Genomic DNA, 22989 nt, shown 5'->3' on the forward strand with positions numbered 1-22989 from the left:
ATTTTTCAACCAATTGATTTAAAAATGCTTTTTATAAAATAAAAACGATAAAAATTGCTTATTCACACTAAAATAAAACGCCGATAGTATAACTAAAAATGCAAAAAAGGTGCTGTTTTTATAATTTTAGATGCAGATGATAACGCAATTTTTAGCTTTTGACACCGGTATCATAAAGATTTTATAAATTAATTTACCTGTAATTTTAAAGGCACCTGCCATAGCTTAATTGATTAAAATGAAATATTGATGAATTTTCATAAGCACAATAATTACTTTATATAGTTATTCACTAATTACTGTACTTGTTTGCCTTGCGATCAAATCGACCTTAAAAACAAAAAATCGGCCCTAAAGCCGATTTTGTATAAATTACAATCTTTGTTTAATTGCTAAGCGCTAACCCACCATTTAAATTATAAACAGCTTTATAACCTAGCCGCATTAAATTACTCGCAGCAATTTTTGAGCGGTTACCACTGCGGCATAATAAAATGTATTTGTTATTTTTGTTCAACTGTCCTTCAAATACCGCATTCGCCATTCTGCTAAGCGGTATATTTAATGTTTTTTCATCGAGTATATTAAATAACTGGGCAACATTATTTGCGCCGTGTTCGTATGGCTCGCGTGTATCAATTAAATATACATCGCTGGTGTTTAACATTATTTTAGCGTCATCAAAATTTAATTGCAGTGTATCTACTTCAGGTAGCGCATTTACATAACCGCACAGTTGTGTGTTATTCACTTGTTTTGAAGCATCGTACTGCTGCTTTTCAATTACAAATTCATCAACTGAAATACTGCCGCTCACTAACGCATTGAGTAATGGCGTTTGGCTTTGCTGAACGGCCCAGTTCATAGCAAAACATTGTTGGTAGTCGTGCCCTGAGCAAATAATACTAATGTTATTTAGTTGCTCGCTTATTGCTAAAATAGAGCGAGCCATAGCTTTTGCATCCCCACCCATAAGGGAAGTATTGCCAAGTCCTGCAGGCAGAATTAAATCACCACAAAAACAATAACGCGTTTCGCCACTACTGTTTTTTAATAAATAACTTACGCTATCTTTGCTATGCCCAGGTGTAGCAACTTTTTCAAGTGCGTCATTTGCTAAGCTAATATTTGCTGCGCCTACGGGCCAACCTAGCGAATCAACCTCACCTTTTACAACTCTTGATGCAAGAACGCTGGTTAACAAATTAGTCGCTGACTCTCGCTCTTGATGAAGATGAGTATTAAGCACCGCTGAAATAGTTAAGTTTTGTGTATTGGCTATTTTTTCAAAACGCGGAATAAGCTCAATAATCGGGTCTATTATAACTGCGTGTTTATCATCGCTCACATAAAGCCAACTACATGCACCTTGGTGCCTAAATTGAGTAAGGCCCAGTGCGCACACTTCTTGCTGTGGTGTCGTACTGTCAGACACGATTAAACAGTTTGCTTGTAATATTGTTCTTAGAGCGCGAATACGACCACAAGCATTATCAATATCTTGCTGTGTTGCCGCAGGTCCAAACGAAAGTCTAATTGCGTTTTCGCTTTGCCACTTGCTTGCACCCATTGCATCTAAAACAAAACTTGTTGATGCCCCCGTACTACAAGCCGAGCCTCCACTTACGCGTATGCCCGCCGCATCAAATAAATCAATCACCTCTTTGCTTGTTAAATCGTTAACAGCAAAATTAAGTGTAGTGGGCACGCTATAAGCAAAGTCGTGATTAAATGTAATATTGCCAAAGGTATCTACAATTGCACTTTGTAATTGACTGCGATAGGAATTAAGTACATCAACTGATTTAAATGTACCGTCTGATTTATCGAGCAACAGACTAAATAGCTTATTTAGCCCTGCAATACCGGGTAGATTTTCGGTGCCTGAACGCATTCCACTCTCTTGACCGCCACCCGCTATAAAAGGTGTATACGCACTGTCACTACGAATATATAAAAAGCCAATACCCTTGGGCGCATAAAGCTTATGCCCCGAAAAAGGGGCGTAATCTATTGTTGTGTCACTCAGCGCGAGTGCCTGTTTACCAAGCGCTTGCACGCAATCCACCATCCACGATACATTTTTATTGCGGCTACGAATTACCTGCTCAATAGCGGGTAAATCTTGATATACACCGGTCTCGTTATTAACGGCCATGGTGCAAATCATCAATGCATTATTAATATGCTCTGCAATAAAATCTAAGTCTAAAATACCGTTACTATCCACTGGAATAGCAAGCACTTCAGCGTTAATGTCAAGTACGCTATTCCAATGTTTAAGTGTATTTGGCACCGCTTTATGCTCAGTTGCGCCATATAATAATACTGGGTTTTTAACTGGGTATTTTTTAGCATTAATAAGCGTAGAAACTACTGCTGTTTGAATGCCTTCTGTCGCGCCAGACGTAAATAAAATATCGCCATTACTTGCGCCGATAACAGTGCGTGCTTTTTGACGTGTTTGTTCTAATAAATGCTTGGCTTGAATGCCTGTAATATGGGGACTTGAAGGATTACCAAAACAAATTTGCATAGTATGAGAAACAACATCAGCAATACAAGGCAACACAGGAGTGGTTGCGTTTGCATCAAGGTAAACTTGTTTTACTGGCTCATCGTGCAATAAAAAATCAGACATTAAAAAACGCACCTTATTACTAAAAAATATATCTTATTACCAATAGTACATAACTTTACAGGTAATGAGTAATAATCAATTAGCACTAGAGGTGCGTTTACTATTCTTTTTTAAACTAAAAGTCTGTTTACCTAACCTTAACTCTGGTTACTTAACTCTTCATGGGTTGACGACCAGGCTGTTATTAGCGCTTTTACTAATGAAGCCAATGGGATGGCAAAAAACACTCCCCAAAATCCCCATAAGCCACCAAAAAATAATACTGCGACAATTATAAACACCGGATTCAAATCAACCGCCTCAGAAAATAACAGTGGCACAAGTACGTTGCCATCAAGCGCCTGAATAATTCCGTAAATAATTAAAATAGTCCAAAACTGCGTTTCTAGGCCAAATTGAAATAGCGCCACGGCCGCTACGGGTATAGTCACAAGAGCAGCACCCACAAACGGAATTAACACAGAAAAACCAACTAACACACCTAGTAACGCCGCATAACGTAAATCTAAAACGGTAAATGCAATAAACGACACACCACCAACAATCAAAATTTCAAACACTTTACCGCGAATATAATTCATGATTTGCTGATTCATTTCGTTCCATACTTGCAAAATTAAGCGTCGTTGTTGAGGAATGAGTTTAGCTACGCTTCCTGTAAGCTCTAACTTATCTTTAAGCATAAAAAATACAAGTAACGGTACAAGTACCAAATAAATTAACCAAGCAACCACATCTTTTAAAGAAGTAAGCGAAAACGACAACACCACTTGGCCAAACTCAATAACTTTAGCCTCTACTGTTGCAACAATTGCTTGTACTTGCTCAGTATTAATCAAACTAGGGTATTGTTCGGGTAAAGCCAACAAGTAAGACTTCCCCTGCTCTACCATGTGTGGGGTTTCTTGTACTAAATTACTTGTTTGTTGCCAAAGTACCGGACCTATAACTAAAATAAGCGTCAGCATAATGCCGGTAAATACCAACATCACAATAACCGTTGCTGTAAAACGCTTTAAACCAAAGCGCTCTAAATGAAGTACAGGCCAGTCAAGTAAATAAGCGATTACAAGAGCAACCAGTACTGGCACTATTAAAGAGCCAAAAAAATAAAGTAAGGCAACCGATGCCAATAATAAAAATAATAAGGTAACCGAATGAGGATCCGAAAACTTTCTTTCGTACCATGTTTTTACATATTCAAACACGTAATGGCTCCACTAATAACAACCCTTGTTGTTTATTTAAATTGTAACTATAAGCATATTTTTTCAAAAATCGTTCTATATCATCAACGTTTTCATCGTTATTTAAACTAAAAGTGATACTTTGTTGTAATGATGATGCTTTACGCAAGCCCAATTTAAACTGAATAAACTGTTGAGGACACCTATAAATTCGCAAATCTTGTTGTAACATACTCGCTTTACCAATTTATTAAAATGAATAATAAGTCACATAATCACGGTCTTATTTTTCTAACACGTGAACAAATGTAACTTTTTCTTAAAACAACCCCTGCAATGGTTTATCCTGTATACCATAGTTAGTAGTAAGGATAAGTTAATGTCTGGCACGCATAATAAAGCGCAACTACCAAGTAATCCAACACTCAAAGAGATTAATTGGTTTAAAAAGCAAATAAATTGGGGGAGTTACCTCCTTTTTATCATTTAGTTGCTTCCTCAGTCAGCGAATCTGAGGGGATATTAGAGCATGGTTTTGACAACGCTGTTAAACAGCTTATTAATAAACGCAACTGGAATTTAGACTTATTAGAAGGCTATGAAGATAACTTAGGTGAAATCCACACCAAAAATAAGCCTCGAATAGCACTTCATCAAGTGTTTACCGACCGCGGTTTTGAACTTTGGGCGCAACCTTATGCAAAAGACGTAGTCATAGATCAGTATATAAAAGGAAACCGCTTTGTTGAATTTAAAGTATGGGATCCTATTTCAATGAAAAGCCTGATCAGAATAAACCAATTACATAAATTTGTTGGCTTTTATTTTGAAAGTGGCGACAAAGCTGATAAAGCACTTATATTACATGCACACAAAGTAGTTCATAAAATTATTACTTTTTTGCAGCGCGAATTGAACGTTGTAAAGCTTGATGGAGTCACAATAAAAGAACTATACCAATTGTGCGAAAAAGACAGCCGTGCAAGTAGTGACGAAATAGACATTGCCAAAATTGCTATTGGTGAACCAATAAACAAGGAATAAAATGCAGCTAAAATCAGCCTTTATGACTTTATGCAGTGCCGCACTTACATTTGGCCTATTAGTAGGTGAGCCTTTAAAGGCGCAAACCAACTTTACACTTCCTGATTTAGGAACGTCAGCATTACAAGCACTTCCACTCGAAAAAGAACAAGCGATTGGCGAAGTAATGATGATGCAAATAAGAGGCTCATCGCCAGTAATTAACGATCCTGTACTTGATGAGTACCTAACTACGATTGGCCGCAAACTTGTAGCAAATGCTAATGACGTACGCTTTCCATTTTCATTTTTTGGATAAACAACCCTGAAATTAATGCGTTTGCATTTTATGGCGGACACGTTGGCGTACACACAGGCTTAATTGCTCAAGCCGATAACGAGAGCCAGTTTGCCTCGGTACTCGGGCACGAAATTGCTCACGTAACACAGCGCCACTTAGCACGTAGAATACAGCAGCAACAAGATAACAGTGCCTTGACCATTGCTGGTATGATTGCCGGTATATTGGCAACGGTTGTTGCACCTGATGCAGGTATTGCTATTATTTCAGCGAGCCAAACACAATCAGCTTTTAGCCAGCTAACCCATAGCCGCTCAGCCGAGCAAGAAGCTGATCGTATAGGCATGCAAACACTAAACAATGCAGGCTTTGATGCCCGTGCATCAAGTGAATTTTTAACCAAGCTAGCCGCGCAAATTCGTTACAAATATAAGCCACCTGCATTTTTATTAACTCACCCATTACCTGAAAGTCGAGTATCTGATGTGCGCTTGCGTGCTGAGCAATTTCCGGTGCGTTACCTAACACCGAGTCTTAATTTTAACTTAGCAAAAAGCAGAGTACTAGCTCGCTACGACAATAAGCCTGAAAACGCTGAAGCACTGTTTAGAAAATTAATGCGTGAAAAAAATTACGATAATACAGCATTAAAATATGGCCTAGCTATAAGTTTGCTCGATCAGAAAAAACTTGATGAAGCACAACCTATATTAGATGAACTGTTACAAAGTGATCCTAAAAACCTATTTTACATAGATACAAAGACCGACTTACTCATCGCGCAAGAAAAAGCCGATGAAGCGGTTAAATTTTTAGCCGAGTTAAACAATTACCGCCCTAATAACCAAGTAATTACCCTTAATTATGCTAATTCGGCACTGGAAGCTAAACAATATGAATTAGCAGAGACCATACTTAAGAGTTTTTTACTTGAAAAGCCAGATCATAGCCTAGGTAAACAATTACTTGCCGACACTTATAAAAAACAAGATAAACTAGCAGCCTACCACGAGGCTAATGCCGATGTATTATCGCAATATGGTGCTTATTTAAAAGCCGCTGACGAAATCCAAAAAGCACTTAACTTCGTAGAATCAACAGAACTTGTAAAGCAGCAACGATTAAAAGCCTTGCTTACCCAATATCGTCGTTTACAAAAAGAGCTTGCAAGGCTTTAAGTCTGCAAGCGCTTGCCCTAAAATAGGCGAAACTTAATATTTGGATACATTTTATGTCTGTTACTCTTTACCATAATTCGCGCTGTTCTAAATCACGCGAAACACTTGCCTTATTACAAAGTAAATCTGTAGAGCCAACTATTGTCGAATACCTAAAAACACCACTGACTCACGAGCAAATTTCAACCCTTGTAAGCCAACTTGGTTTTTCATCGGCACGTGAACTAATGCGTATCAAAGAAGATGACTACAAAGCGCTTAACTTAAAAGATGAAACGCGCGAAAATGCACTTATTGATGCCATGGTAAAAAACCCTAAACTGATTGAGCGCCCTATTGTTGTTAACAACGGTAAAGCTGCTATTGGTCGTCCACCCGCAAACGTATTAAGCGTTTTATAATGAGCACAACCATAGTGGTACTTTATCACTCTAGCCACGGTTCAGTTGAAGCTATGGCACATGAAATAGCGGAGTCAGTAGAGCAACAAGGCGCAACTGCACTGCTTCGCACGTTTGTAGCTAAAAACGCACACGATATCGTAATAACCAAAGATGATTTAATTAATTGCGATGGCCTTGCATTTGGCACGCCAACGCGATTTGGCATGATGGCCTCTCAAGCAAAAAGCTTTTGGGAAACCACCAGCGACTTGTGGCTAAAAGGCCAACTAATCGATAAGCCAGCGTGTGTATTTTCGTCATCAAGTAGTATGCATGGTGGAAATGAAGCAACCTTACTTAACTTATCTCTGCCATTATTACACCACGGCATGATGCTATTGGGCGTGCCATACGATGTGCCCGAACTACTTGCAACACAAACCGGTGGAACACCATACGGTGCAACACACGTCGCTGGCAGCGCTAACAGTGCCCAGCTAAGCAAAGACGAAATTAAAATATGCCAAAGCGTTGGTAAACGCCTTACTCACATTGCGAGAAAACTTAAATGAATACAGCTGACAACCCAGCTAAAAAGCCAATTACGATAAAATTTCAACGTGCCGCACTATTTGGCTATGTAGGTTTGCTTGTTCTAATTCCATTGTGGATGTATTTTATACCCCTCTAAACGGTAATGCGAGCTTAGTATCTTTATTTTTGCCCATCATTCCGTTACTGCTGCCACTAAGAGGTATTATTAAAGACAACACTTACACCTATGCGTGGGCTAACTTTATTGTAATGCTGTATTTTATTCACGGGCTTACCATGCTCTGGGCAGCGCCAGCTGAGCTGATATGGGTATTATTGGAGCTTGTATTTGCATCCGCCATGTTTATTGGTTGTACATATTATGCACGGCATCGCGGTCAAGAACTTGGTTTAAAAATCCGTAAACTTAAAGAAGAACTTGCAGAAGAAAAAGCGGCAAACGAGCACAATAAATAGCGTAAACCATAAGCAAAAAAAACCGTGTTTAAAGTTAATTAAACACGGTTTTTTTATAAATAATTTGACTGTTTTTACACTTACAAAAACCTGCTTATATAAGGTCAATTTATTCAAATATTTTATAGGTTGGCATTAACTAAACTAAATCACTCAAAGCAGTGAGGGTCACAATACCAGCTAAACCCAGCTGAGCAACTAAACTAACCAAAGAAAATACCCTAAGTATAAACAAACCCCAAGGGTGTTTTATATGAGGATATAAAGCACAACGCTTTAGAGTGGTTGCAAAGAAAAAACACACCACTGCAATCATGGTTAACGTAAGCGTTAGTTCGCTTTTTATAGTAATTGTTTCATCAAAAAAGAAAAACAATTGTAACGGTAAAAACAACGTCACAATAGCATGTAAAGCATGCACCTTTTTAATACGAGCAAATTGACCTTCAGGCGACAACTCTTTAATTCCAAAGTCACGTTCTAAGCATTTAACTAAGTTATTAGCCTTAATATTAACGGCCAAACGGTAGCAGCTTAACCCTTCGTTGTTACGCGCTCTAAAGTCGTAGCCACTTTTAAGTAACAACACCATTAATGATTCATTTTTAGCAAGTACAGCATAATGTAATGCTGTATTCCCTAAATTGTTAGCCGCTTTTTTATCTTGCTTTGAAAGTAATGTTTCCACAACATTTACAAAGCCTTTTTCAGCTGCCCACATAAATGCTGTTTTATTATTTTCATCGGCAAGAACACCGGTAGCACCTTGTTCAATAAAGCGCATAGCCATGGTTTGTTTGGCTGTTTTTTTACGCAAGTGAGTTAATAAAGCTTTCTCTAAAAGAACAACAGAATCAACGTCAGGAGATACCTGCGTAAGCAACGTAAAATAGTCTTTACCCGTTGCCACTTTTTCGCTAGCAAGTTCACAAAGCACATCTAAATCAGCAATAGACTCTGGAATAAATGCACTTAAGCGTTCTCTAAAATCAACTTCTTTCCAGAGTGATAGCGTGTCAACAGCAGAGAGTTTACTGCCATTATTTAAGGCATGTTCAATTAACGTAAAATAACGCTTACTAAAAAACAAACCGAGTAACGACAGAGGCGTACTAATATCATTTTGCGTGGCAATACTTGCGTACTGCTCTAATCGCTCGCAAAGCATTAGCACTAAACTTTCAGGGGTATATTCATTATCGTAGTAGTGGCTTTTAACTGCACTAATATACGCTTGCGCATCTTCGTCATATTCAGAAATATGTTGAAAAAAGCACTCTTCAAAAGGTTCAAGTGGAGTTAGCCACGCCAAATAATAAATAGGCGGCAAAACAGTGGTGCAAACACCATCATCTTCATTAGTAGAACGACAAGCAGGCCAAGCTTCTAACGCATCTAAAATAAAGGCACCGTTTTGTTCTACAAGTCCTTTAATCAGTAACGGGTATTCCTTTGGCCAAATCAGTACATTTTCCATTAAAACAACACAACTCCAGTGTAGCTCGGGTAAGTGGTCAGTTATAACAGTTTTTAGCTGACACCACGCTTAATCAAAGAACTGATATTCTACCACACCTTGATCGCCACGCTAGAGCAAAGTCGATGAATAAATGAAATTATAAAAACAACCAAGTACATAAGTACTTGGCTGTTTTTGAGGTTGGAGTTGGGCTTAATCAGAGCCAGACAAAATCGTTATTTATTTTTTAACTCTTTAGTAACTTGCTCTAAACCTACATCTGAAATACGTTGAATAATCTCTTTTTGCTTAGCGCTTAATAACGAAATACCCTCAGCAACAATATCGTATACTTTCCACTCATTGTTTTTACCTAATCGAAGCTTAAAGCTTAAATCTATTGTTGGTGCATTAGGCTCAATAATTTGTGTATTAACCGTTGCATACTCAGAATCGCTTATTGCATTATTACGTTCAAATACAACCTTTTGACCCGTGTATTTCATTAATGCACCAGCATAAGTACCCGTTAAATAATGCTCTACTGCATCTATAAATTGAACTGCTTGCTCGCGCTCAATCCCTTTAATATGCTTACCTAATAATTTAAACGAGACAAACTTAACATCAATATGTGGCATTAAACGTTTTTCAACAATCTCAGACATTGCTTCTTTACTTGCATTCCCTTTTGCATTTACTTTGCCTATATCGGCGAATAACGTATTAGCAACTGATTCTAAAAGTCGATCTGGGGATTGCTGTTCTTGTGCAAAAAGAGAACTGCTTAAAAATGCAGTGCCTAGCAGTAATAGTTTAATTAGTTTCATAATAAGTTTTGTCTGTGTGATTAAGATGATTGTAATTTACGCGAACTATACGCAATAAAAAAGAAGCAAATAAGCAACTTATTAGTGCCTAAACAGCACCAATAAAATAACTAAATATAATTCAAGTAGTTACTATTTTATATTAACACCTCATAAACAACCGGCATTTTGTCCTCATTGAATTTGTTAACTGCTCGCCCTTATCATTTGGATATCACTTTGAATTAAACAGAATTGGTATCTATGAAAACGTCACTTAAAATATTTTTTATCTCTTTTTTATTAGTAATTTCGTTTTTTGGCAAACTTGCTTTTGCCCAATCGGATCACGGTTACGCTGTAGACTTTCTTAAAGGCGAAGGTAATGTCAATGGCGTAAAAATAGCCTACCAATACCATGCGCCTAGTATGCAAAGCCTCATTGGTGATGCGCGATTTTATTTTGAGACAAGTGTAAATATGTGGGGATATCGGCACGGCGATGAAACACAATCGAACATAGTTTTAGCCATGTCGCCTGTATTACAGTTTCCGGCGTTTAGTTTCAATAACACACCATTTTACGTTGAAGCTGGTATTGGTGTGTCATTGATTGATGAAACTCAATTTGCAGGTAAAAACATCAGCACCCACTACCAGTTTGAAGACCGTATTGGCCTTGTTGCCGACCTTGGAAAAACCAACGTGGCACTTAGAGTTATTCACTATTCAAACGCAGGATTTAAAGAGCCAAATCCAGGCCTTAATTTTTTAACGCTTTCGATCGCTAGGCGTTTTTAAAAGCAATTTATTGGTTGTATTTTTTAGTTGTTTTATTGATGTTATAGCGTGAAACGGTCACACTTAAACGTACTAAATATTAAGTGATACTGCGATGCAAACTTGGCATATTGTAATTATTGTCGCCGTTGTTTTTACCATTATCATTGGTAATATTGCGCTGATTAGACTCTCTGCAAAACAGGAGTTTAAAAAGCCCAACGCCAATATAAAAAATACAACAGATACAAAAAAGCCCTGATTAATCAAGGCTTTTTAATTCATTAAATCGTTCTATTTAACCAACTAACCAATGCGCCATAAAAGCAATAATTGGTAGAGTAATTAACGTTCTCAAAATAAATATCACAAACAATTCAAATATATTAACCGGTATTTTGCTGCCTAACAGCAACGCACCAACTTCAGACATATAAATAAGTTGAGTAACACTCATAGCTGCAATAATAAAACGCGTTACATCGCTCTCAATAGTACCGGCTGCTAATATTGACGGAATAAACATATCAGCAAAACCGACCATAATAGTTTGTGCAGCTGCTTCAGCCTCTGGTACTTGCAGTAATTCTAAAAACGGAATGAATGGCATCCCCAAATACTGAAAAATTGGCGTGTATTCAGCAATAATTAACGCAAAAGTACCCACAGCCATAACCACTGGCAACACAGCAAAAACCATATCCAGTGCATTATGTACGCCCTCTTTAACAGTACCGACAAAACCTGGGGCTTTATCTGCTTTAGCGAGTGCAACATCTAAAGAATGGCCAAACAGTGTTTTACCCGTTGGAACTAACTCCGCGTTAGCATCAGGCTTTGAGCCATCAATTAATACATCCTTTTTAAAGCGTAATGGAGGTAAACGAGGCACAATAATAGCAGCCACAACACCCGCTAAACATACCGTTAAATAAAACGGTGCAAATAAGTACTCAAGTTTAACTTGGCCAATAACTACTAAACAAAAAGTAATAGATACAGCGGAAAAAGTAGTGCCGATAATAGCGGCTTCGCGTTGTGTGTAGTACTTATCTTCGTATTGGCGAGCCGTCATTAAAATACCTACGCTACCATCACCTAACCACGATGCCACACAGTTAACAGCGCTGCGCCCTGGTACACCAAACAAAGGTCGCATAACTTTCGTTAATAAAGTCCCAACTAGCTCAAGCAAACCAAAATTAAGTAATAAAGGCAGTAACAGGCCAGCAAGTATAAATACCGAAAACAATACAGGCAGTAAATCGTTTAACACCAATGCCCCTGTATTTTCAGAAATAACGGCATGTGGCCCTACTTTTAAATGCGTCATTAACACAAACACAGTGCCAAATAAACGCGTAACCAGCCAAATCCAACTAACGTTGAATAAATGATTTAAAAGTGGAATTTTACAAATAACTTGCGGTTTAAATACACTTACAACGAATGAAAGTAAGCCCGTAGCGCAAATAATTAACGTAATAATAGCCTGTGCTGAATCTGCAAAAAAACTTGCATTGCTTTAGCCATCATAGCGATAGGAATGGTCATTACTTCACCGGTAGAAACCGGTGTCATAAACAAAAAAACACCAATTAGTGAAGGTACTAAAAACGTAAACCAAGTACGCCAATCGTACTGCGTAGAAGTCGGTAATTGAGACATATTTTTAACCTATAAAAACCACAAAAAGAGCTTAGCGCTCTTTTTGTAGTAAAAATTTATTCTTATTTAAATTTTAATGCCGCGCTGAATGAGTGCCGCTTCTAATGCTTGTTGTAAACCGTTCATAGTACCTGGTTCAAGCGTTTCGCCTTTATCATCCATCCACGTTAAGCTTGTACCACCTTCTTTAGTTTTACTCACTAAAATTTGGTATTGCCCTTCATCAATAGGTAATTGAGTAACTTCGTCGCCCCAAATAGAATCCCAAACGCTGCTCTCTGGTGTTTTATAATCAGCTGTGATTAAACCTGTATCTTGGTTAATTTCAACAATAGTGAATGACAAACGCTCTAAAAAGCCAGAGAAACGGTCAAATACTGCATCGTAAGATTGCTCAGTAACCAGTGCCGCATTGCCTTTATTATCAAAGCCCATTTCAAGTGAAATAATACCTTGGCGTTTACGTAAATCGACTTCTAACTGACGGTAACGGTAATCAAATTCACTCACTACTTGGTTAAGCGCGCGCACTTCTAATTGCTGCTTAAGTAAATCGGTTAATGCGTTATCACCTTTAAAATCAATTAAATCAACACGTAAAGACGCAGTTCGCTGATGTGATTTTTCTTCAATAGTAAACTTGAATTTTTCTAAATCAGCATTCTCGTCACTGCCCCAAAGCCAGCTTTCTTCTGTTTTAATAATTGAATACCAATCAGTTTCAATAACACCTAACAGTTTATCTTCTTTGGTTGCACTTACGTTATTGTCAGCTAAAACGGCTTTAATTGAATCCCAAACAAATTCATCTAAATCGTCAATGCCATCATTTTTATCAAAATAAACACGAGCCAGTTTATCTGTTTCTTCAACCCAGCTGCCCTTAGCTACCGTAAGAACCTGAGCAGGTGGACGATAGTTTGTAGCCACAGGGTTATTATCGTATTGACCTATATCCATTTTATAAACGGGATCTTGGGCTGGTTGCGATAGAGACGCTGGCGCTTTAACTGGCTCATGCGTGCGGTAATTACGCTCATTATGTGCATCGTTAGTAAATACACTACACCCTGATAAACTTACCAATACACTTACAGCAAGTGCTTTTGGGATCCAATACTGCACAGATATTTCTCCTTAGCATACCCTTTAATTGTTTTAACAAGTATATGAGTGGGTTATGCCGATTTGGTTCAGTGTAAAATCAATATTAACTTTACATTTATTATTTGGCTGCCTAATTGCAATAAAGTTCAGCACTTCAACTTAGAAAAAATCTAAGTGCAAATAAGCAAATTTTAGCTATGGTACTTTCCTGTGCCAGTAAAAACAAGAAACACCGCACTTTAAAAGCGCTTAATTAGCCCGCATTGTAGTTTATAGAGTGTTTTGTGTTAAACTTCGCCGCCGTGCAACTTCTCAAGTGTATTTAGTTGCGTTGCCCATTGCGTTGTTATAATCCAAGTAACTTAGGTATTTTAACCCATGACTGCATTTTCAAATCATCAAATTGTGTTAACTGCTATTGGCGAAGATAGGCCGGGTATTGTGAGCGAACTTACACAATTAGTTAGCGACTGCCACTGTAATATTATAGATAGCCGTATCGCTATTTTAGGCTGCGAATTTACCTTTATAATGTTACTCAATGGCGACATGTCAGCTATTAGCCGTATTGAACACGTACTCCCTACTAAAGCCATGGAACTTGGCCTGCTTACCATGATGAAGCGCACCGCCAGTCATACACCCAGTGAATTTTGTGCCGGTTATACCCTCGAGTACACAGGGATCGACACACCGGGGACTCTAAGTAAAGTAACGCGCTTTTTTGCCGACAGCAACATTAGCATTTGTTCACTAAAATCAGATACCTACTCTCAAGAAGACGACATTAAAATGCGTTGTGAACTTGAATTCAACATACCGGTTGATGTAGATATAGATCAATTTAAAATTAGTTTTGAGAGCCTTTCTCACACGCTAAACGTAGATTATATTTTTAAACGAATTCGTTAAGGATGCTAAACATGAACACAATTAGTCCATTACAAGCTGGCGATACAGCACCCGCTTTTAGCCTACAAAACCAAAACGACGAAACAGTAACATTAAGCGAGCTGTTAAAAGAGCAACAAGTGCTTGTGTACTTTTACCCTAAAGCGTCAACGCCGGGTTGTACTGTACAAGCCGAAAACCTGCGCGATGAGCAAGCACAGCTTGCCAAATTTAACACCCGCGTTGTAGGTATTAGCCCTGATCCAATTAAGCGCCTTAAAAACTTTGAAACTAAAAAAGAGCTTAATTTTGACCTATTAGCCGATGAAGATCACGCCATTGCTGAAGCATTTGGTGTATGGGGCTACAAAAAATTTATGGGTAAAGAGTACGATGGTATTCACCGCCTAACGTTTTTAGTAGGCCAAGACGGTAAAATAAAACACCTATTTGATAAGTTTAAAACTAAAGATCACCATCAAGTAGTGTTGGATTATCTCGCAGCAGAATAAGTTAGCTGCAGAATAAGCTAGCGGCACAGTAAGTTAACTACCAGCTATTAGACAAATACAGAAAAGCGTTGCTCAAGGGCAACGCTTTTTATGCTAGTTATTAAATATTTGGTTAAGTGTAAGCATGATTGAGGGATAAGTAGGTAGGCAATAATTTTGATTTATGAAGTCAAGATTTGGGTTCTTTGTTTCCTTAAGGTCAGAGTCTCTCATAACAAGCGTTCCTCATGAGTCGCTTTAAGAAAACTTCCGTAAAGATTTTCCTAACTGGTAATATAAGATACTATTAATTACTCTATAAAGACTATCTAAAATAACAAAATAATACGAATCTAGTATATCGTTGTAAAAAGAATAATGACTGATTAAGTGAAGGGGGTTTAAAAGAACACTCCAATCAGCAGCTCTAAAGTTAGATGAATTGTTAATTAATAGGTCATCCAATAATACAATGAACCCAGAGTTAAATAAAACAAGCCAAAAAATGGGTAACAACCAATTTGTGCAATGATTTGACATTAATTTCCCAAATAAAAGCAAGAGGTTATCCGTCCTTCTATATTTCCAAGTTAGTTTTAATATTTCATTATGATACTTAGCATAGAATTGAGATTTTTTACTGGTATTGCCTGCTTTTTCATATAGATCAGTAATATTTGAAAAGTACTCTGCCCTTTGTCTTCGATTTCTTTGAGTGGGGTTTCTATGCCAATTCACCCCTGAGAAATTAAATCAGAAAAATCATTATTGTTCACATAGAAGGTAGTAAAACTATCAAAGTTACAATTCGTAAACTTAGTATTTTTAAAAATTGAGAAGCCTAAATAAATACGTGAGTCATTTGAGTTACTTACTAGGTTCATAAGATGAAAGAAGCCACCGCTCTCATTCACGAAAAAATGAAATTTAATTCTCTTACATTCCAACATTTGGAGTGTAAAATGAGCATAAGAATGTAAACTACTAAAATCAGCGTAATTAATTTTTGTGCAAGTAATATGAATACGACCCCTTATTTCGCCCGTCATACGCAAAGTAGATATTTTGGGAGCTTTACTCTGTTCACCTCCTCTTTGTATGAGAAAAGAACTGAAGGTATTTGCACCTCCAATCAGAAGCTCTTTTATATTAGAATTAATTACTATCTGTTCTTTAAAAATAACATTCGATATTGTTAAAGTATTTATATTACATTTATCAAATAAAAACCCATATTTTATCGTAGTATTAGAATAAGTTATTTTTTTGAATTCGCATCTTTTAAACTTTATATCTTTCGTTAATTTTATTTTAGAAAAATCTATTTCTGTTTGAAATTTATAACCTGACACAACCCCATCACATTTTTCTAATATATCTAGAAAAGACTTTTCATTTAAGCAGATCAAATTTATATTCCCTCAAAATTAACATAGCAAATGCTAAAAAAGTTTAAAATTTACTATGCCAAAATAGCACATATAGTTTCTAGCATAATAATTTTTTATAGTAATAAATTTGCGTGTTGAGAAAAATCCAAAAGACCAAAGGTGTCAAATCATGACTTCACACATAATAATTAATTAGCACCTTCTTTTGCTATTTTTAATCATTTAACAATCATATTGCCCCTAATTTACTTCGAAAGTAACAATAGAATGGAATTTTGGTTCAGAAATCAGCTTAAGTAGTAGCTTTGCTTATTCAATTAAGATACCCGCCCTTTTTAATTATTTAAATTGGTTTAACATATTGATTTTAATGGAAATAACAAGCGTAAAAAGTTATATAAACTAGCTATTTATATTCGCCGAAACTTAAATAAGTTACTGTGTCGGATGGCGCTTCGCTTATCCGACCTACGTTTTCAAATATATAATGCGGGGTTATTGGGCCGTGGGTATTGGAGGTTCGTTGGAGCTCGTTGGGTTTCGCTACGCTCTACCCAACCTACGAGTTTGTCTTAAATTTTTACGCAGACGAAAATGGCGTTGCCTGAGCGCTGTGCCCATGGGGTTATTTTGTCGTAGTCATGTTCAAATATGTGAATTTCGAAGTACGGTTTTAAGGCTTCTTTAAGCTCGGCATAACTAAAAGCCACCATTGGGTGCTCGTCGTGCCATACGAGTGTTTTGTCTGCAGTGGTTTTTTCTATGTTGAGTTTTAATAGCTGTTTATTGCCTGTACCACTGTAGTGCCAACCAGAGCGAAATGTGAAGAAGCTATTTTCGCTTGTTGCGGTGTGCTCTACAAATGAGTCGCTGTCGATTTTGTTTTTATCAACTGTGTTAAAGCAAAATATCCCACCCACGTTTAATGCATTATGTACACTGGCAAGGCACTCTTTTAACTTATTAATACCATCGCAGTAATGGATTGAATATAAAAAGCAGGTAATTAAATCCAGGTGCTCAGTTACCTTAAATTCACTCATGTTTTGCAATGAAAATTGCGCTTCTGGGCAGCGCGTTTTTGCTTTATCGAGCATTGGCTGGTTTAAATCAAGCCCACTACTTTTATAACCGTTGTCAATAAAGTGGCGTACATGCGGGCCAGTGCCACACGCTAAATCGAGATGGGTGTTTGCGCCATTACCAAAAATTTGGTGCAGCCTGTGAATAGAATTGCTTTGGGCTTGATAATCTATATCTGCACACATTAAGTCGTAGTAATCAGAAAGGTCGGTGTAAAGCGCGTTTGCGGACATATAAGCCTAGTGGTAAGTAGTAGAATATTTTTAAGTCGCGCATAGTAAACTAGTTATGGCTATTAGCGAAGAAGATATGAGCTTTAGGGTTGTCGGATGGCGCTTCGCTTATCCGACCTACGTAATATAACTTTAAGCTGCGCTTTAACTAATTCCTAAATACTTATGCACTTGTATTGATAAGCGCCAGTTTTTGGCAATACAGGTGTCGATTGCAAGTTTGGTTGCTGATACTTTTTGACTAATTGGCTGTAAATAAACAAGCTTTGGGTTAACGCCTGTTTTTGCAAATAATTCTTCTAACTCTTCTACGTGCTTTTGCATCGCAACGGGGTGTTTAATTTCGTTTGCACGCTTCATGGTGCTGGTAAGTACTTCATAACCGCCGCGCATATTGATTTTTGGCGATACCGTTACCCATGTTTGCTCTGGGGCGAGTATTTCAAACGTGCCGCTGGTTTCTATTTGTGTACTAAAGCCGTGTTCGTGTAATAAGTTACATACTGGGTTTAAATCGAACATACATGGCTCGCCGCCGGTAATTACTACATGCTTTGCGGTATACCCACGTGATTGAAACAGCGCTAAAATTTGCTCTGCACTGGCGTTAGCCCAATGATCTGAGTCGGCTTTTTTTCTACGGTTTCATCCAGCGATACTTTATATACATTATCAACATCCCACGTTTGCTTGGTGTCGCACCAAGAGCAACCTACAGGGCAACCTTGCAGACGTAAAAATATTGAGGGTGTGCCAGTAAAGCTAGCTTCACCTTGAATGGTTTCAAACACTTCATTAATTTTGTACAAAAGAGATCTCACTTACTACCTAGCAGCCAAATTGCTACTATTAAAAAACCAAAAAGCGCTGTGCAAAAATTGTTATTTAAGCTGCGGCCGTGTAGTATATCGCGCCCTGATATAAACCTCTATTAAAACTAAGAGCAAAACAGATATGACGCAAAAAGTAGTTGTTATTTATTCCGGCGGTATGGATTCATTTACCGTATTAAATAAAGCCCTGCAACAAGGCCATGATGTATATGCCCTTTCATTTGACTATGGGCAGCGTCATGTAAAAGAGCTTAAAGTGGCAGCAAGTGTGTGTGAAAAACTAAACGTGCCGCACAAAATTGTTGATATTTCGGCGATTAACCAACTTATTGGTGGCTCATCACTTACTGATGATATTGATGTGCCTGAAGGCCACTACGAAGAAGAGAGCATGAAAAGTACGATTGTACCTAATCGTAATATGATTTTGCTCTCGCTTGCTGTTGGTTACGCGGTATCACTTAAAGCTGGCCAAGTTTATTACGGCGCTCACTCTGGGGATCATGCTATTTACCCTGACTGCCGTCCTGAATTTGTGCAAAAAATGGATGATGTGTGTCGTATTGCTAACTACGATGCTGTAGAAATTTTTAGCCCGTATTTAAATAATACTAAAATTGGTATTTTAACAGACGGTATTGAAATGGGTTTAGATTACAGCCAAACGTGGACTTGTTATAACGGCCGTGAAAAGGCCTGTGGTAAATGTGGCGCGTGCCAAGAACGCCTTGAAGCATTTGCACTAAATAACATTACAGACCCGTTAGAATACGAATAAGCCGCAATTAATTAGTAATACAATTGCTGCAAACAAAAAAAGGCTATCATCGATAGCCTTTTTTTGTTTGTCAGGTTTTAAGTGACTGGTATTGATTACAACCAGCGTTTTACACGCGCTTTATAGGCGGTAAACTCTTCGCCAAATAATTTAGTGAGCGCGCGTTCCTCTGGAATTATTTGAAAAAGCGTTAAATACGCAATAAATCCAACAATACAAAGCATTGCCCACAACGAGCCTAACCAAACCCCCACCCTGCTAAAATAAATGCAAAACCGACATACATTGGGTTACGCGAAATTTTATAAATGCCGCTAGTAATAAGTTTTGACGCTCGTTCAGGTTTATTAGGGTTTACCGTGGTATTTGCTATTTTAAAGCTCGCCACACCTGCAATACAAAAAACACACCCGATAATGACCAAACTTGCTGCTAGGTAGGTAATAAATGCGGTGAAATCAATAACACTGTAATGCGCAATAAGCGCCATTATGCCTGCAAAAAACAGCACAACAATAACGGGGGGATTTTATTATTTAACATAGCAACTCACTGTATTGACTAAAGTATGTTTATTATATGGTGGCTATGCAGCCATTAAACAATATCTAAAGTGTATAAATGATGAACACGCTCAAAGCTTGGCTTAAGTAAAGTATACAAATTAAGTTACAATTGTCAGCTTTATCAAAAGCGCTTAAAGGTTATACTTTAACCATAAACGAATAATAAAATGATAAGGAATGAGATTATGTCTGGAACTACGATGATTGTACTTATTGTGCTAATTTCGGTTGGCTCAGGAGTAGTTTACGATATGTATAAAAAGCATCTTGAGTTTAAGCATAAAATGCAAAACAACAACAGCGATGCCCATAAACAATTAGCTGAAACAAACGCACAAGTGCTTGCATTAAAAGAGCGTGTACAAACACTTGAGGCTATTGTTACTGATTCGAGCTTTAACGTTAAAGATGAAATTAATAAGCTTTAAATTGTTATAAGTAATTTGGATATAAATGTGCATTTTCTGGCTGCTCAATACCGTGAGCAGCTAAAAACCCACCAATAGCTTGCCCGCAGCCCTGTGGTGCTCGCCCACTGTCTATCTCAAAGTTTAACTGATTAGCATGTTGCTTACCCATAGAGCAAAGCCCTACGGTACTTGGCGAGCGCATAGCGATACTTAGGTTACCTATTTGTTCAACCGCAACGTGCTTACTAAAGCGGGCAAAACCTTTGTATTTAAACTGCTCGTTTACGTAGTCGTTACTTGTGGCCACCAATGCCGCAATTAAGCCGTGTAAAAAGCTATTAACGGATGGATCTGCTGTTAAAAACGCAATTGTTTTTTTATTAAACTCGCTAAGCTGGCAATCCTCACACAACAGCTCAACAGTATATAAATATTGCTCGGCTACTTGCTGCTGCCTTTTAAGGTCAATGCTTTTTCCTGCAAATACAATGCGTTTAAGCACTTCATCAACGTTACTTGTAACCGCTTCGCTTTTAACAAGTTCAGGGTTTTGCGCCATTACCGGTAAGTCGTGATGGTTATTAAATGGCGTGCTTGTTGCGCCGCTTTGCATTAACTGAAAAAGTTCTCTTACTTCATGTTCTCGCGCTACTTTTAACGCTAAAAATGCGGTTTGAATAAGCTCTGAGGTAGGTAAGTTTTCCTCTACTATCCAACGTCTGCCAAATAATAGTTTTTTAGCTTTGGCTTCATTAGTAGATGCGCTTTTTTGGTAGTTATCAGGACTCAGCACTGCTACTTGCAGGTAAATTTCTTCACCTTTTTGTGCAGCAAGCACTCTAAAGTGAGCCGAAAATTCAATACTCTCAAGTACTTCGTTTACGCTTTGAAGCGTGTGCTTGTAACGTAAAAAATGCTGTGGCACCACCCAGCTACTATTAGCTAATTGCACAAGGGGTGCATAAGAAATAGGTTGCTCGTAACTGTGTTGCCATTTTTGCTCATTGCTAAGCAAATGATTAATGTGACTCTTGTTATCTGACATAAATAAACCAAATAAACTCGCGTTGTGCGATATAAACTATGAACACATTACGTCGTCAATGTCGTAATTAGATCACATGTACGCCCTACTTTTGGGCTTTTTTAACTATCGGTGAGTTCTTGATAGTCTTTTATAACTTTTTGATAGTATGGCTTATCTTTATTGAGCATTTTATTATAATGATTTATGAGTTGGCGCTGGTACATAGCGTGCTCTGCACTAGCAAAATTCCACATTTTATTACCGGTGTGACTAATCTCATTATTGCTACTAAAGCTCACTTCAATCACTTCATAAAAACGTTTGTTGTCGTAAACTATTTGTTCACTTACAAGCCCTAAACCTAATTGCTTTAAACCGACTCGCAACTTATAAGTGTGATGCACTGGGCACAAAATAAAACGAACATTATTTAAATGCTCACTTACGTTATTAGCAGTGATTTGTTGTATTAAACTTAACAACAGCTCACCGCCAACACCTGCGATTACAACTACTTGGCTTTTACTTTGAGTAACTTCAATTTTGCCTACATCCTGACATAAGACCTGCCACTGCGGATTTTTATCACAGGTTTTTTGTAATTTATTAATAGATGATAATTGCGTTTCTAGGTCGTTCATTAAAGTGGCGACTATATCTACAAAAATAACCTGGTTTGCAGCTGCGCGTTTTAATAGCGCCATGCCTAAATAACCATGGTCGCAGCAGCAATCCCAAATAATATCGTGATGCTGCGAAATTAATGTATCAATGGCAGTTAGGCGTTTGCTGAGCTTCATTTAAGCAGGTATTTGTGACATTTTATAGACAAGCGCTTTTAAACTTTTATTGCTGTCTACTTCAATAAAACGCTCGGTAGGGGCTAAGCGCTCAACAAATTCAATTGCGCCTTGGGTGTGCTCGTTTATTAACGCTTTAAACGCCTCTTCGCTAAGCTCTGGGCTATTAGCGCACAATAACAATTGTGTAGTATCGCAAAGTAGCTCTGGCAACCTGCGCAGTACTTTTTGATAGTCTTTAGTTAATATAAAGCTGCCTTTTTGAAAGCTTGGCGGATCAACTATTATTAAATCAAACGGGGCTGCTTTTTTTAGTTTTCCAAACGACTTTAAAATATCGTGAGGTAAAAAACTTACGCCGCGCTCAAAACCATTTAGCTGATGGTTTTGCTTGCCGACTTTAAGCACGCCTTTGCTCATATCCATGTTCATTACATGATCTGCCCCGCCTTGCATGGCTGCAAGCGAAAACCCACATGTATACGAAAACAAATTAAGCACTTTGCCATGCTTGCTGTTGGCCATTACAAACTCACGGCCGCTGCGCATATCGGGAAATATTCCGGTATTTTGACGGCTCTGTAAATCAACCAAAAAACGAATGCCGTTTTCAGTTACAACATGCGGGTTAGGTAATTGCCCATAAACCACGGTGTTTTGGCTTTGTACGCCAGCGCGTTGCTGGTACACAAGTGAGCTAATAAGCTCTGGCTGGTTTTTTTGTGCCCACTGCCACACAACATCGGTAAGCTCGCTTAGTGTTTGCTCGTCAATTTCGTCGTACGAAACCAAAAATAAACTGGGCGGGTAAAAGTCTAAATTAATATGACTTAACGCTTCGACGCTGTGGCCTCGGCCATGAAAAACACGACACAGTTCATTTTTTAAAATTGGCGCGTCTTCAAGCGCAGTAATAAGAGGAGTAAAGTTTGCTGTCAT

Annotated in this window: 19 protein-coding genes and 6 pseudogenes; 11 read left to right on the forward strand and 14 right to left on the reverse strand. The window is 37.9% G+C overall.

Features of this window, described 5'->3' with window-relative positions; translation table 11 throughout:
- Positions 1-385: 385 nt before the first annotated feature.
- The 3 genes from P4S71_RS20325 to P4S71_RS20335 form a co-directional block, all read right to left on the reverse strand.
- Positions 386-2641 carry an aminotransferase class V-fold PLP-dependent enzyme gene (locus P4S71_RS20325; RefSeq protein WP_337151396.1) on the reverse strand — a complete coding sequence of 752 codons (2256 nt, stop codon included), beginning with the start codon at positions 2639-2641 and terminating at the stop codon, positions 386-388.
- Between the two features lie 137 nt (positions 2642-2778).
- The gene (locus P4S71_RS20330; protein ID WP_008135569.1) at positions 2779-3849 is read right to left on the reverse strand and encodes an AI-2E family transporter; all 1071 of its coding nucleotides are present in this window, start codon (positions 3847-3849) and stop codon (positions 2779-2781) included.
- The gene (locus P4S71_RS20335) at positions 3842-4060 is read right to left on the reverse strand and encodes a hypothetical protein (protein WP_007375912.1); all 219 of its coding nucleotides are present in this window, start codon (positions 4058-4060) and stop codon (positions 3842-3844) included. Before P4S71_RS20335 ends, P4S71_RS20330 begins: the two co-directional genes overlap by 8 nt.
- Before the next feature lie 147 nt (positions 4061-4207).
- Between P4S71_RS20335 and P4S71_RS20340 the strand changes: the two are divergent.
- From P4S71_RS20340 to P4S71_RS20360, 5 genes and pseudogenes are all read left to right on the forward strand, one after another.
- Positions 4208-4872 (forward strand): annotated as a pseudogene (locus P4S71_RS20340) (hypothetical protein).
- Between the two features lies 1 nt (position 4873).
- Positions 4874-6330, forward strand: a pseudogene (locus P4S71_RS20345) (M48 family metalloprotease).
- 53 nt (positions 6331-6383) lie between these two features.
- Complete coding sequence (gene arsC, locus P4S71_RS20350; protein WP_337151397.1) at positions 6384-6731, forward strand: arsenate reductase (glutaredoxin); 348 nt, start codon at positions 6384-6386, stop codon at positions 6729-6731.
- Positions 6731-7285, forward strand: a complete 555-nt coding sequence (wrbA, locus tag P4S71_RS20355) for an NAD(P)H:quinone oxidoreductase (protein ID WP_007375916.1) — start codon at positions 6731-6733, stop codon at positions 7283-7285. The genes arsC and wrbA overlap by 1 nt, the downstream gene beginning before the upstream one ends.
- Positions 7282-7724: pseudogene (locus P4S71_RS20360) on the forward strand (DUF2069 domain-containing protein). The gene wrbA and the pseudogene P4S71_RS20360 overlap by 4 nt, the downstream one beginning before the upstream one ends.
- A gap of 139 nt (positions 7725-7863) precedes the next feature.
- Here the strand turns inward: P4S71_RS20360 and P4S71_RS20365 are convergent.
- Both P4S71_RS20365 and P4S71_RS20370 read right to left on the reverse strand, forming a co-directional pair.
- A complete protein-coding gene (locus P4S71_RS20365; protein WP_337151398.1) occupies positions 7864-9201 on the reverse strand; it encodes an ankyrin repeat domain-containing protein in 1338 nt (445 codons plus the stop codon).
- 218 nt (positions 9202-9419) lie between these two features.
- Positions 9420-10013 (reverse strand): MlaC/ttg2D family ABC transporter substrate-binding protein, encoded by a 594-nt coding sequence (locus P4S71_RS20370; protein ID WP_007375919.1) that lies wholly within the window; start codon positions 10011-10013, stop codon positions 9420-9422.
- Positions 10014-10256: 243 nt separating this feature from the next.
- Here P4S71_RS20370 and P4S71_RS20375 point away from each other — a divergent pair, with 243 nt between their 5' ends.
- Both P4S71_RS20375 and P4S71_RS20380 read left to right on the forward strand, forming a co-directional pair.
- Entirely contained in the window at positions 10257-10793 is a 537-nt protein-coding gene (locus tag P4S71_RS20375) for an acyloxyacyl hydrolase (RefSeq protein ID WP_337151399.1), read from the forward strand.
- Positions 10794-10887: 94 nt separating this feature from the next.
- On the forward strand, positions 10888-11034 hold the full coding sequence (locus tag P4S71_RS20380) for a DUF2897 family protein (protein ID WP_081824590.1): 147 nt from the start codon (positions 10888-10890) through the stop codon (positions 11032-11034).
- A 36-nt stretch (positions 11035-11070) separates the two neighbouring features.
- Here P4S71_RS20380 and P4S71_RS20385 read toward each other — a convergent pair.
- Together P4S71_RS20385 and bamC are read right to left on the reverse strand one after the other, a co-directional pair.
- Positions 11071-12440: pseudogene (locus P4S71_RS20385) on the reverse strand (YjiH family protein).
- 66 nt (positions 12441-12506) lie between these two features.
- The gene (bamC, locus tag P4S71_RS20390) at positions 12507-13565 is read right to left on the reverse strand and encodes an outer membrane protein assembly factor BamC (RefSeq protein ID WP_033038476.1); all 1059 of its coding nucleotides are present in this window, start codon (positions 13563-13565) and stop codon (positions 12507-12509) included.
- Between the two features lie 360 nt (positions 13566-13925).
- Here bamC and P4S71_RS20395 point away from each other — a divergent pair, with 360 nt between their 5' ends.
- Both P4S71_RS20395 and bcp read left to right on the forward strand, forming a co-directional pair.
- The gene (locus P4S71_RS20395; protein ID WP_007375924.1) at positions 13926-14459 is read left to right on the forward strand and encodes a glycine cleavage system protein R; all 534 of its coding nucleotides are present in this window, start codon (positions 13926-13928) and stop codon (positions 14457-14459) included.
- 11 nt (positions 14460-14470) lie between these two features.
- On the forward strand, positions 14471-14950 hold the full coding sequence (gene bcp / locus P4S71_RS20400; RefSeq protein ID WP_002963124.1) for a thioredoxin-dependent thiol peroxidase: 480 nt from the start codon (positions 14471-14473) through the stop codon (positions 14948-14950).
- Positions 14951-15663: 713 nt separating this feature from the next.
- Here the strand turns inward: bcp and P4S71_RS20405 are convergent.
- The 3 genes and pseudogenes from P4S71_RS20405 to queE all read right to left on the reverse strand — a co-directional run bounded on the left by P4S71_RS20405 (position 15664) and on the right by queE (position 18445).
- Positions 15664-16338 (reverse strand): hypothetical protein, encoded by a 675-nt coding sequence (locus P4S71_RS20405; RefSeq protein WP_337151400.1) that lies wholly within the window; start codon positions 16336-16338, stop codon positions 15664-15666.
- A 554-nt stretch (positions 16339-16892) separates the two neighbouring features.
- The gene (locus P4S71_RS20410; RefSeq protein WP_337151401.1) at positions 16893-17636 is read right to left on the reverse strand and encodes a class I SAM-dependent DNA methyltransferase; all 744 of its coding nucleotides are present in this window, start codon (positions 17634-17636) and stop codon (positions 16893-16895) included.
- A gap of 144 nt (positions 17637-17780) precedes the next feature.
- Positions 17781-18445 (reverse strand): annotated as a pseudogene (gene queE, locus P4S71_RS20415) (7-carboxy-7-deazaguanine synthase QueE).
- A 145-nt stretch (positions 18446-18590) separates the two neighbouring features.
- Between queE and queC the strand changes: the two are divergent.
- A complete protein-coding gene (gene queC / locus P4S71_RS20420; RefSeq protein WP_007583902.1) occupies positions 18591-19247 on the forward strand; it encodes a 7-cyano-7-deazaguanine synthase QueC in 657 nt (218 codons plus the stop codon).
- Positions 19248-19342: 95 nt separating this feature from the next.
- Here the strand turns inward: queC and P4S71_RS20425 are convergent.
- Positions 19343-19790: pseudogene (locus P4S71_RS20425) on the reverse strand (methyltransferase family protein).
- 208 nt (positions 19791-19998) lie between these two features.
- Here P4S71_RS20425 and P4S71_RS20430 point away from each other — a divergent pair.
- Positions 19999-20241, forward strand: coding sequence for a hypothetical protein (locus P4S71_RS20430; protein ID WP_010553668.1), 243 nt, complete (start codon positions 19999-20001; stop codon positions 20239-20241).
- A gap of 4 nt (positions 20242-20245) precedes the next feature.
- Here P4S71_RS20430 and P4S71_RS20435 read toward each other — a convergent pair whose 3' ends face one another.
- From P4S71_RS20435 to P4S71_RS20445, 3 genes are all read right to left on the reverse strand, one after another.
- A complete protein-coding gene (locus P4S71_RS20435) occupies positions 20246-21268 on the reverse strand; it encodes a hypothetical protein (RefSeq protein ID WP_337151402.1) in 1023 nt (340 codons plus the stop codon).
- Positions 21269-21369: 101 nt separating this feature from the next.
- Complete coding sequence (locus P4S71_RS20440) at positions 21370-22050, reverse strand: tRNA (adenine(22)-N(1))-methyltransferase (RefSeq protein ID WP_337151403.1); 681 nt, start codon at positions 22048-22050, stop codon at positions 21370-21372.
- Positions 22051-22989: a class I SAM-dependent methyltransferase gene (locus P4S71_RS20445; RefSeq protein WP_007378931.1), complete on the reverse strand. Its 939-nt coding sequence runs from the start codon at positions 22987-22989 to the stop codon at positions 22051-22053.

The sequence above is a fragment of the Pseudoalteromonas sp. B62 genome (genome assembly GCF_037162565.1).
GTDB lineage: Bacteria > Pseudomonadota > Gammaproteobacteria > Enterobacterales > Alteromonadaceae > Pseudoalteromonas > Pseudoalteromonas fuliginea.

Bases quoted from the DNA above. Each gene is read 5' to 3' on its own strand.
- P4S71_RS20380 (WP_081824590.1), top strand. From the start codon at position 10,888: ATGCAAACTTGGCATATTGTAATTATTGTCGCCGTTGTTTTTACCATT.
- P4S71_RS20365 (WP_337151398.1), bottom strand. From the start codon at position 9,201: ATGGAAAATGTACTGATTTGGCCAAAGGAATACCCGTTACTGATTAAA.
- bcp (WP_002963124.1), top strand. From the start codon at position 14,471: ATGAACACAATTAGTCCATTACAAGCTGGCGATACAGCACCCGCTTTT.
- P4S71_RS20440 (WP_337151403.1), bottom strand. From the start codon at position 22,050: ATGAAGCTCAGCAAACGCCTAACTGCCATTGATACATTAATTTCGCAG.
- wrbA (WP_007375916.1), top strand. From the start codon at position 6,731: ATGAGCACAACCATAGTGGTACTTTATCACTCTAGCCACGGTTCAGTT.
- P4S71_RS20445 (WP_007378931.1), bottom strand. From the start codon at position 22,989: ATGACAGCAAACTTTACTCCTCTTATTACTGCGCTTGAAGACGCGCCA.
- P4S71_RS20325 (WP_337151396.1), bottom strand. From the start codon at position 2,641: ATGTCTGATTTTTTATTGCACGATGAGCCAGTAAAACAAGTTTACCTT.
- P4S71_RS20335 (WP_007375912.1), bottom strand. From the start codon at position 4,060: ATGTTACAACAAGATTTGCGAATTTATAGGTGTCCTCAACAGTTTATT.
- P4S71_RS20410 (WP_337151401.1), bottom strand. From the start codon at position 17,636: ATGTCCGCAAACGCGCTTTACACCGACCTTTCTGATTACTACGACTTA.
- P4S71_RS20435 (WP_337151402.1), bottom strand. From the start codon at position 21,268: ATGTCAGATAACAAGAGTCACATTAATCATTTGCTTAGCAATGAGCAA.
- P4S71_RS20395 (WP_007375924.1), top strand. From the start codon at position 13,926: ATGACTGCATTTTCAAATCATCAAATTGTGTTAACTGCTATTGGCGAA.
- arsC (WP_337151397.1), top strand. From the start codon at position 6,384: ATGTCTGTTACTCTTTACCATAATTCGCGCTGTTCTAAATCACGCGAA.
- P4S71_RS20375 (WP_337151399.1), top strand. From the start codon at position 10,257: ATGAAAACGTCACTTAAAATATTTTTTATCTCTTTTTTATTAGTAATT.
- P4S71_RS20370 (WP_007375919.1), bottom strand. From the start codon at position 10,013: ATGAAACTAATTAAACTATTACTGCTAGGCACTGCATTTTTAAGCAGT.
- queC (WP_007583902.1), top strand. From the start codon at position 18,591: ATGACGCAAAAAGTAGTTGTTATTTATTCCGGCGGTATGGATTCATTT.
- P4S71_RS20430 (WP_010553668.1), top strand. From the start codon at position 19,999: ATGTCTGGAACTACGATGATTGTACTTATTGTGCTAATTTCGGTTGGC.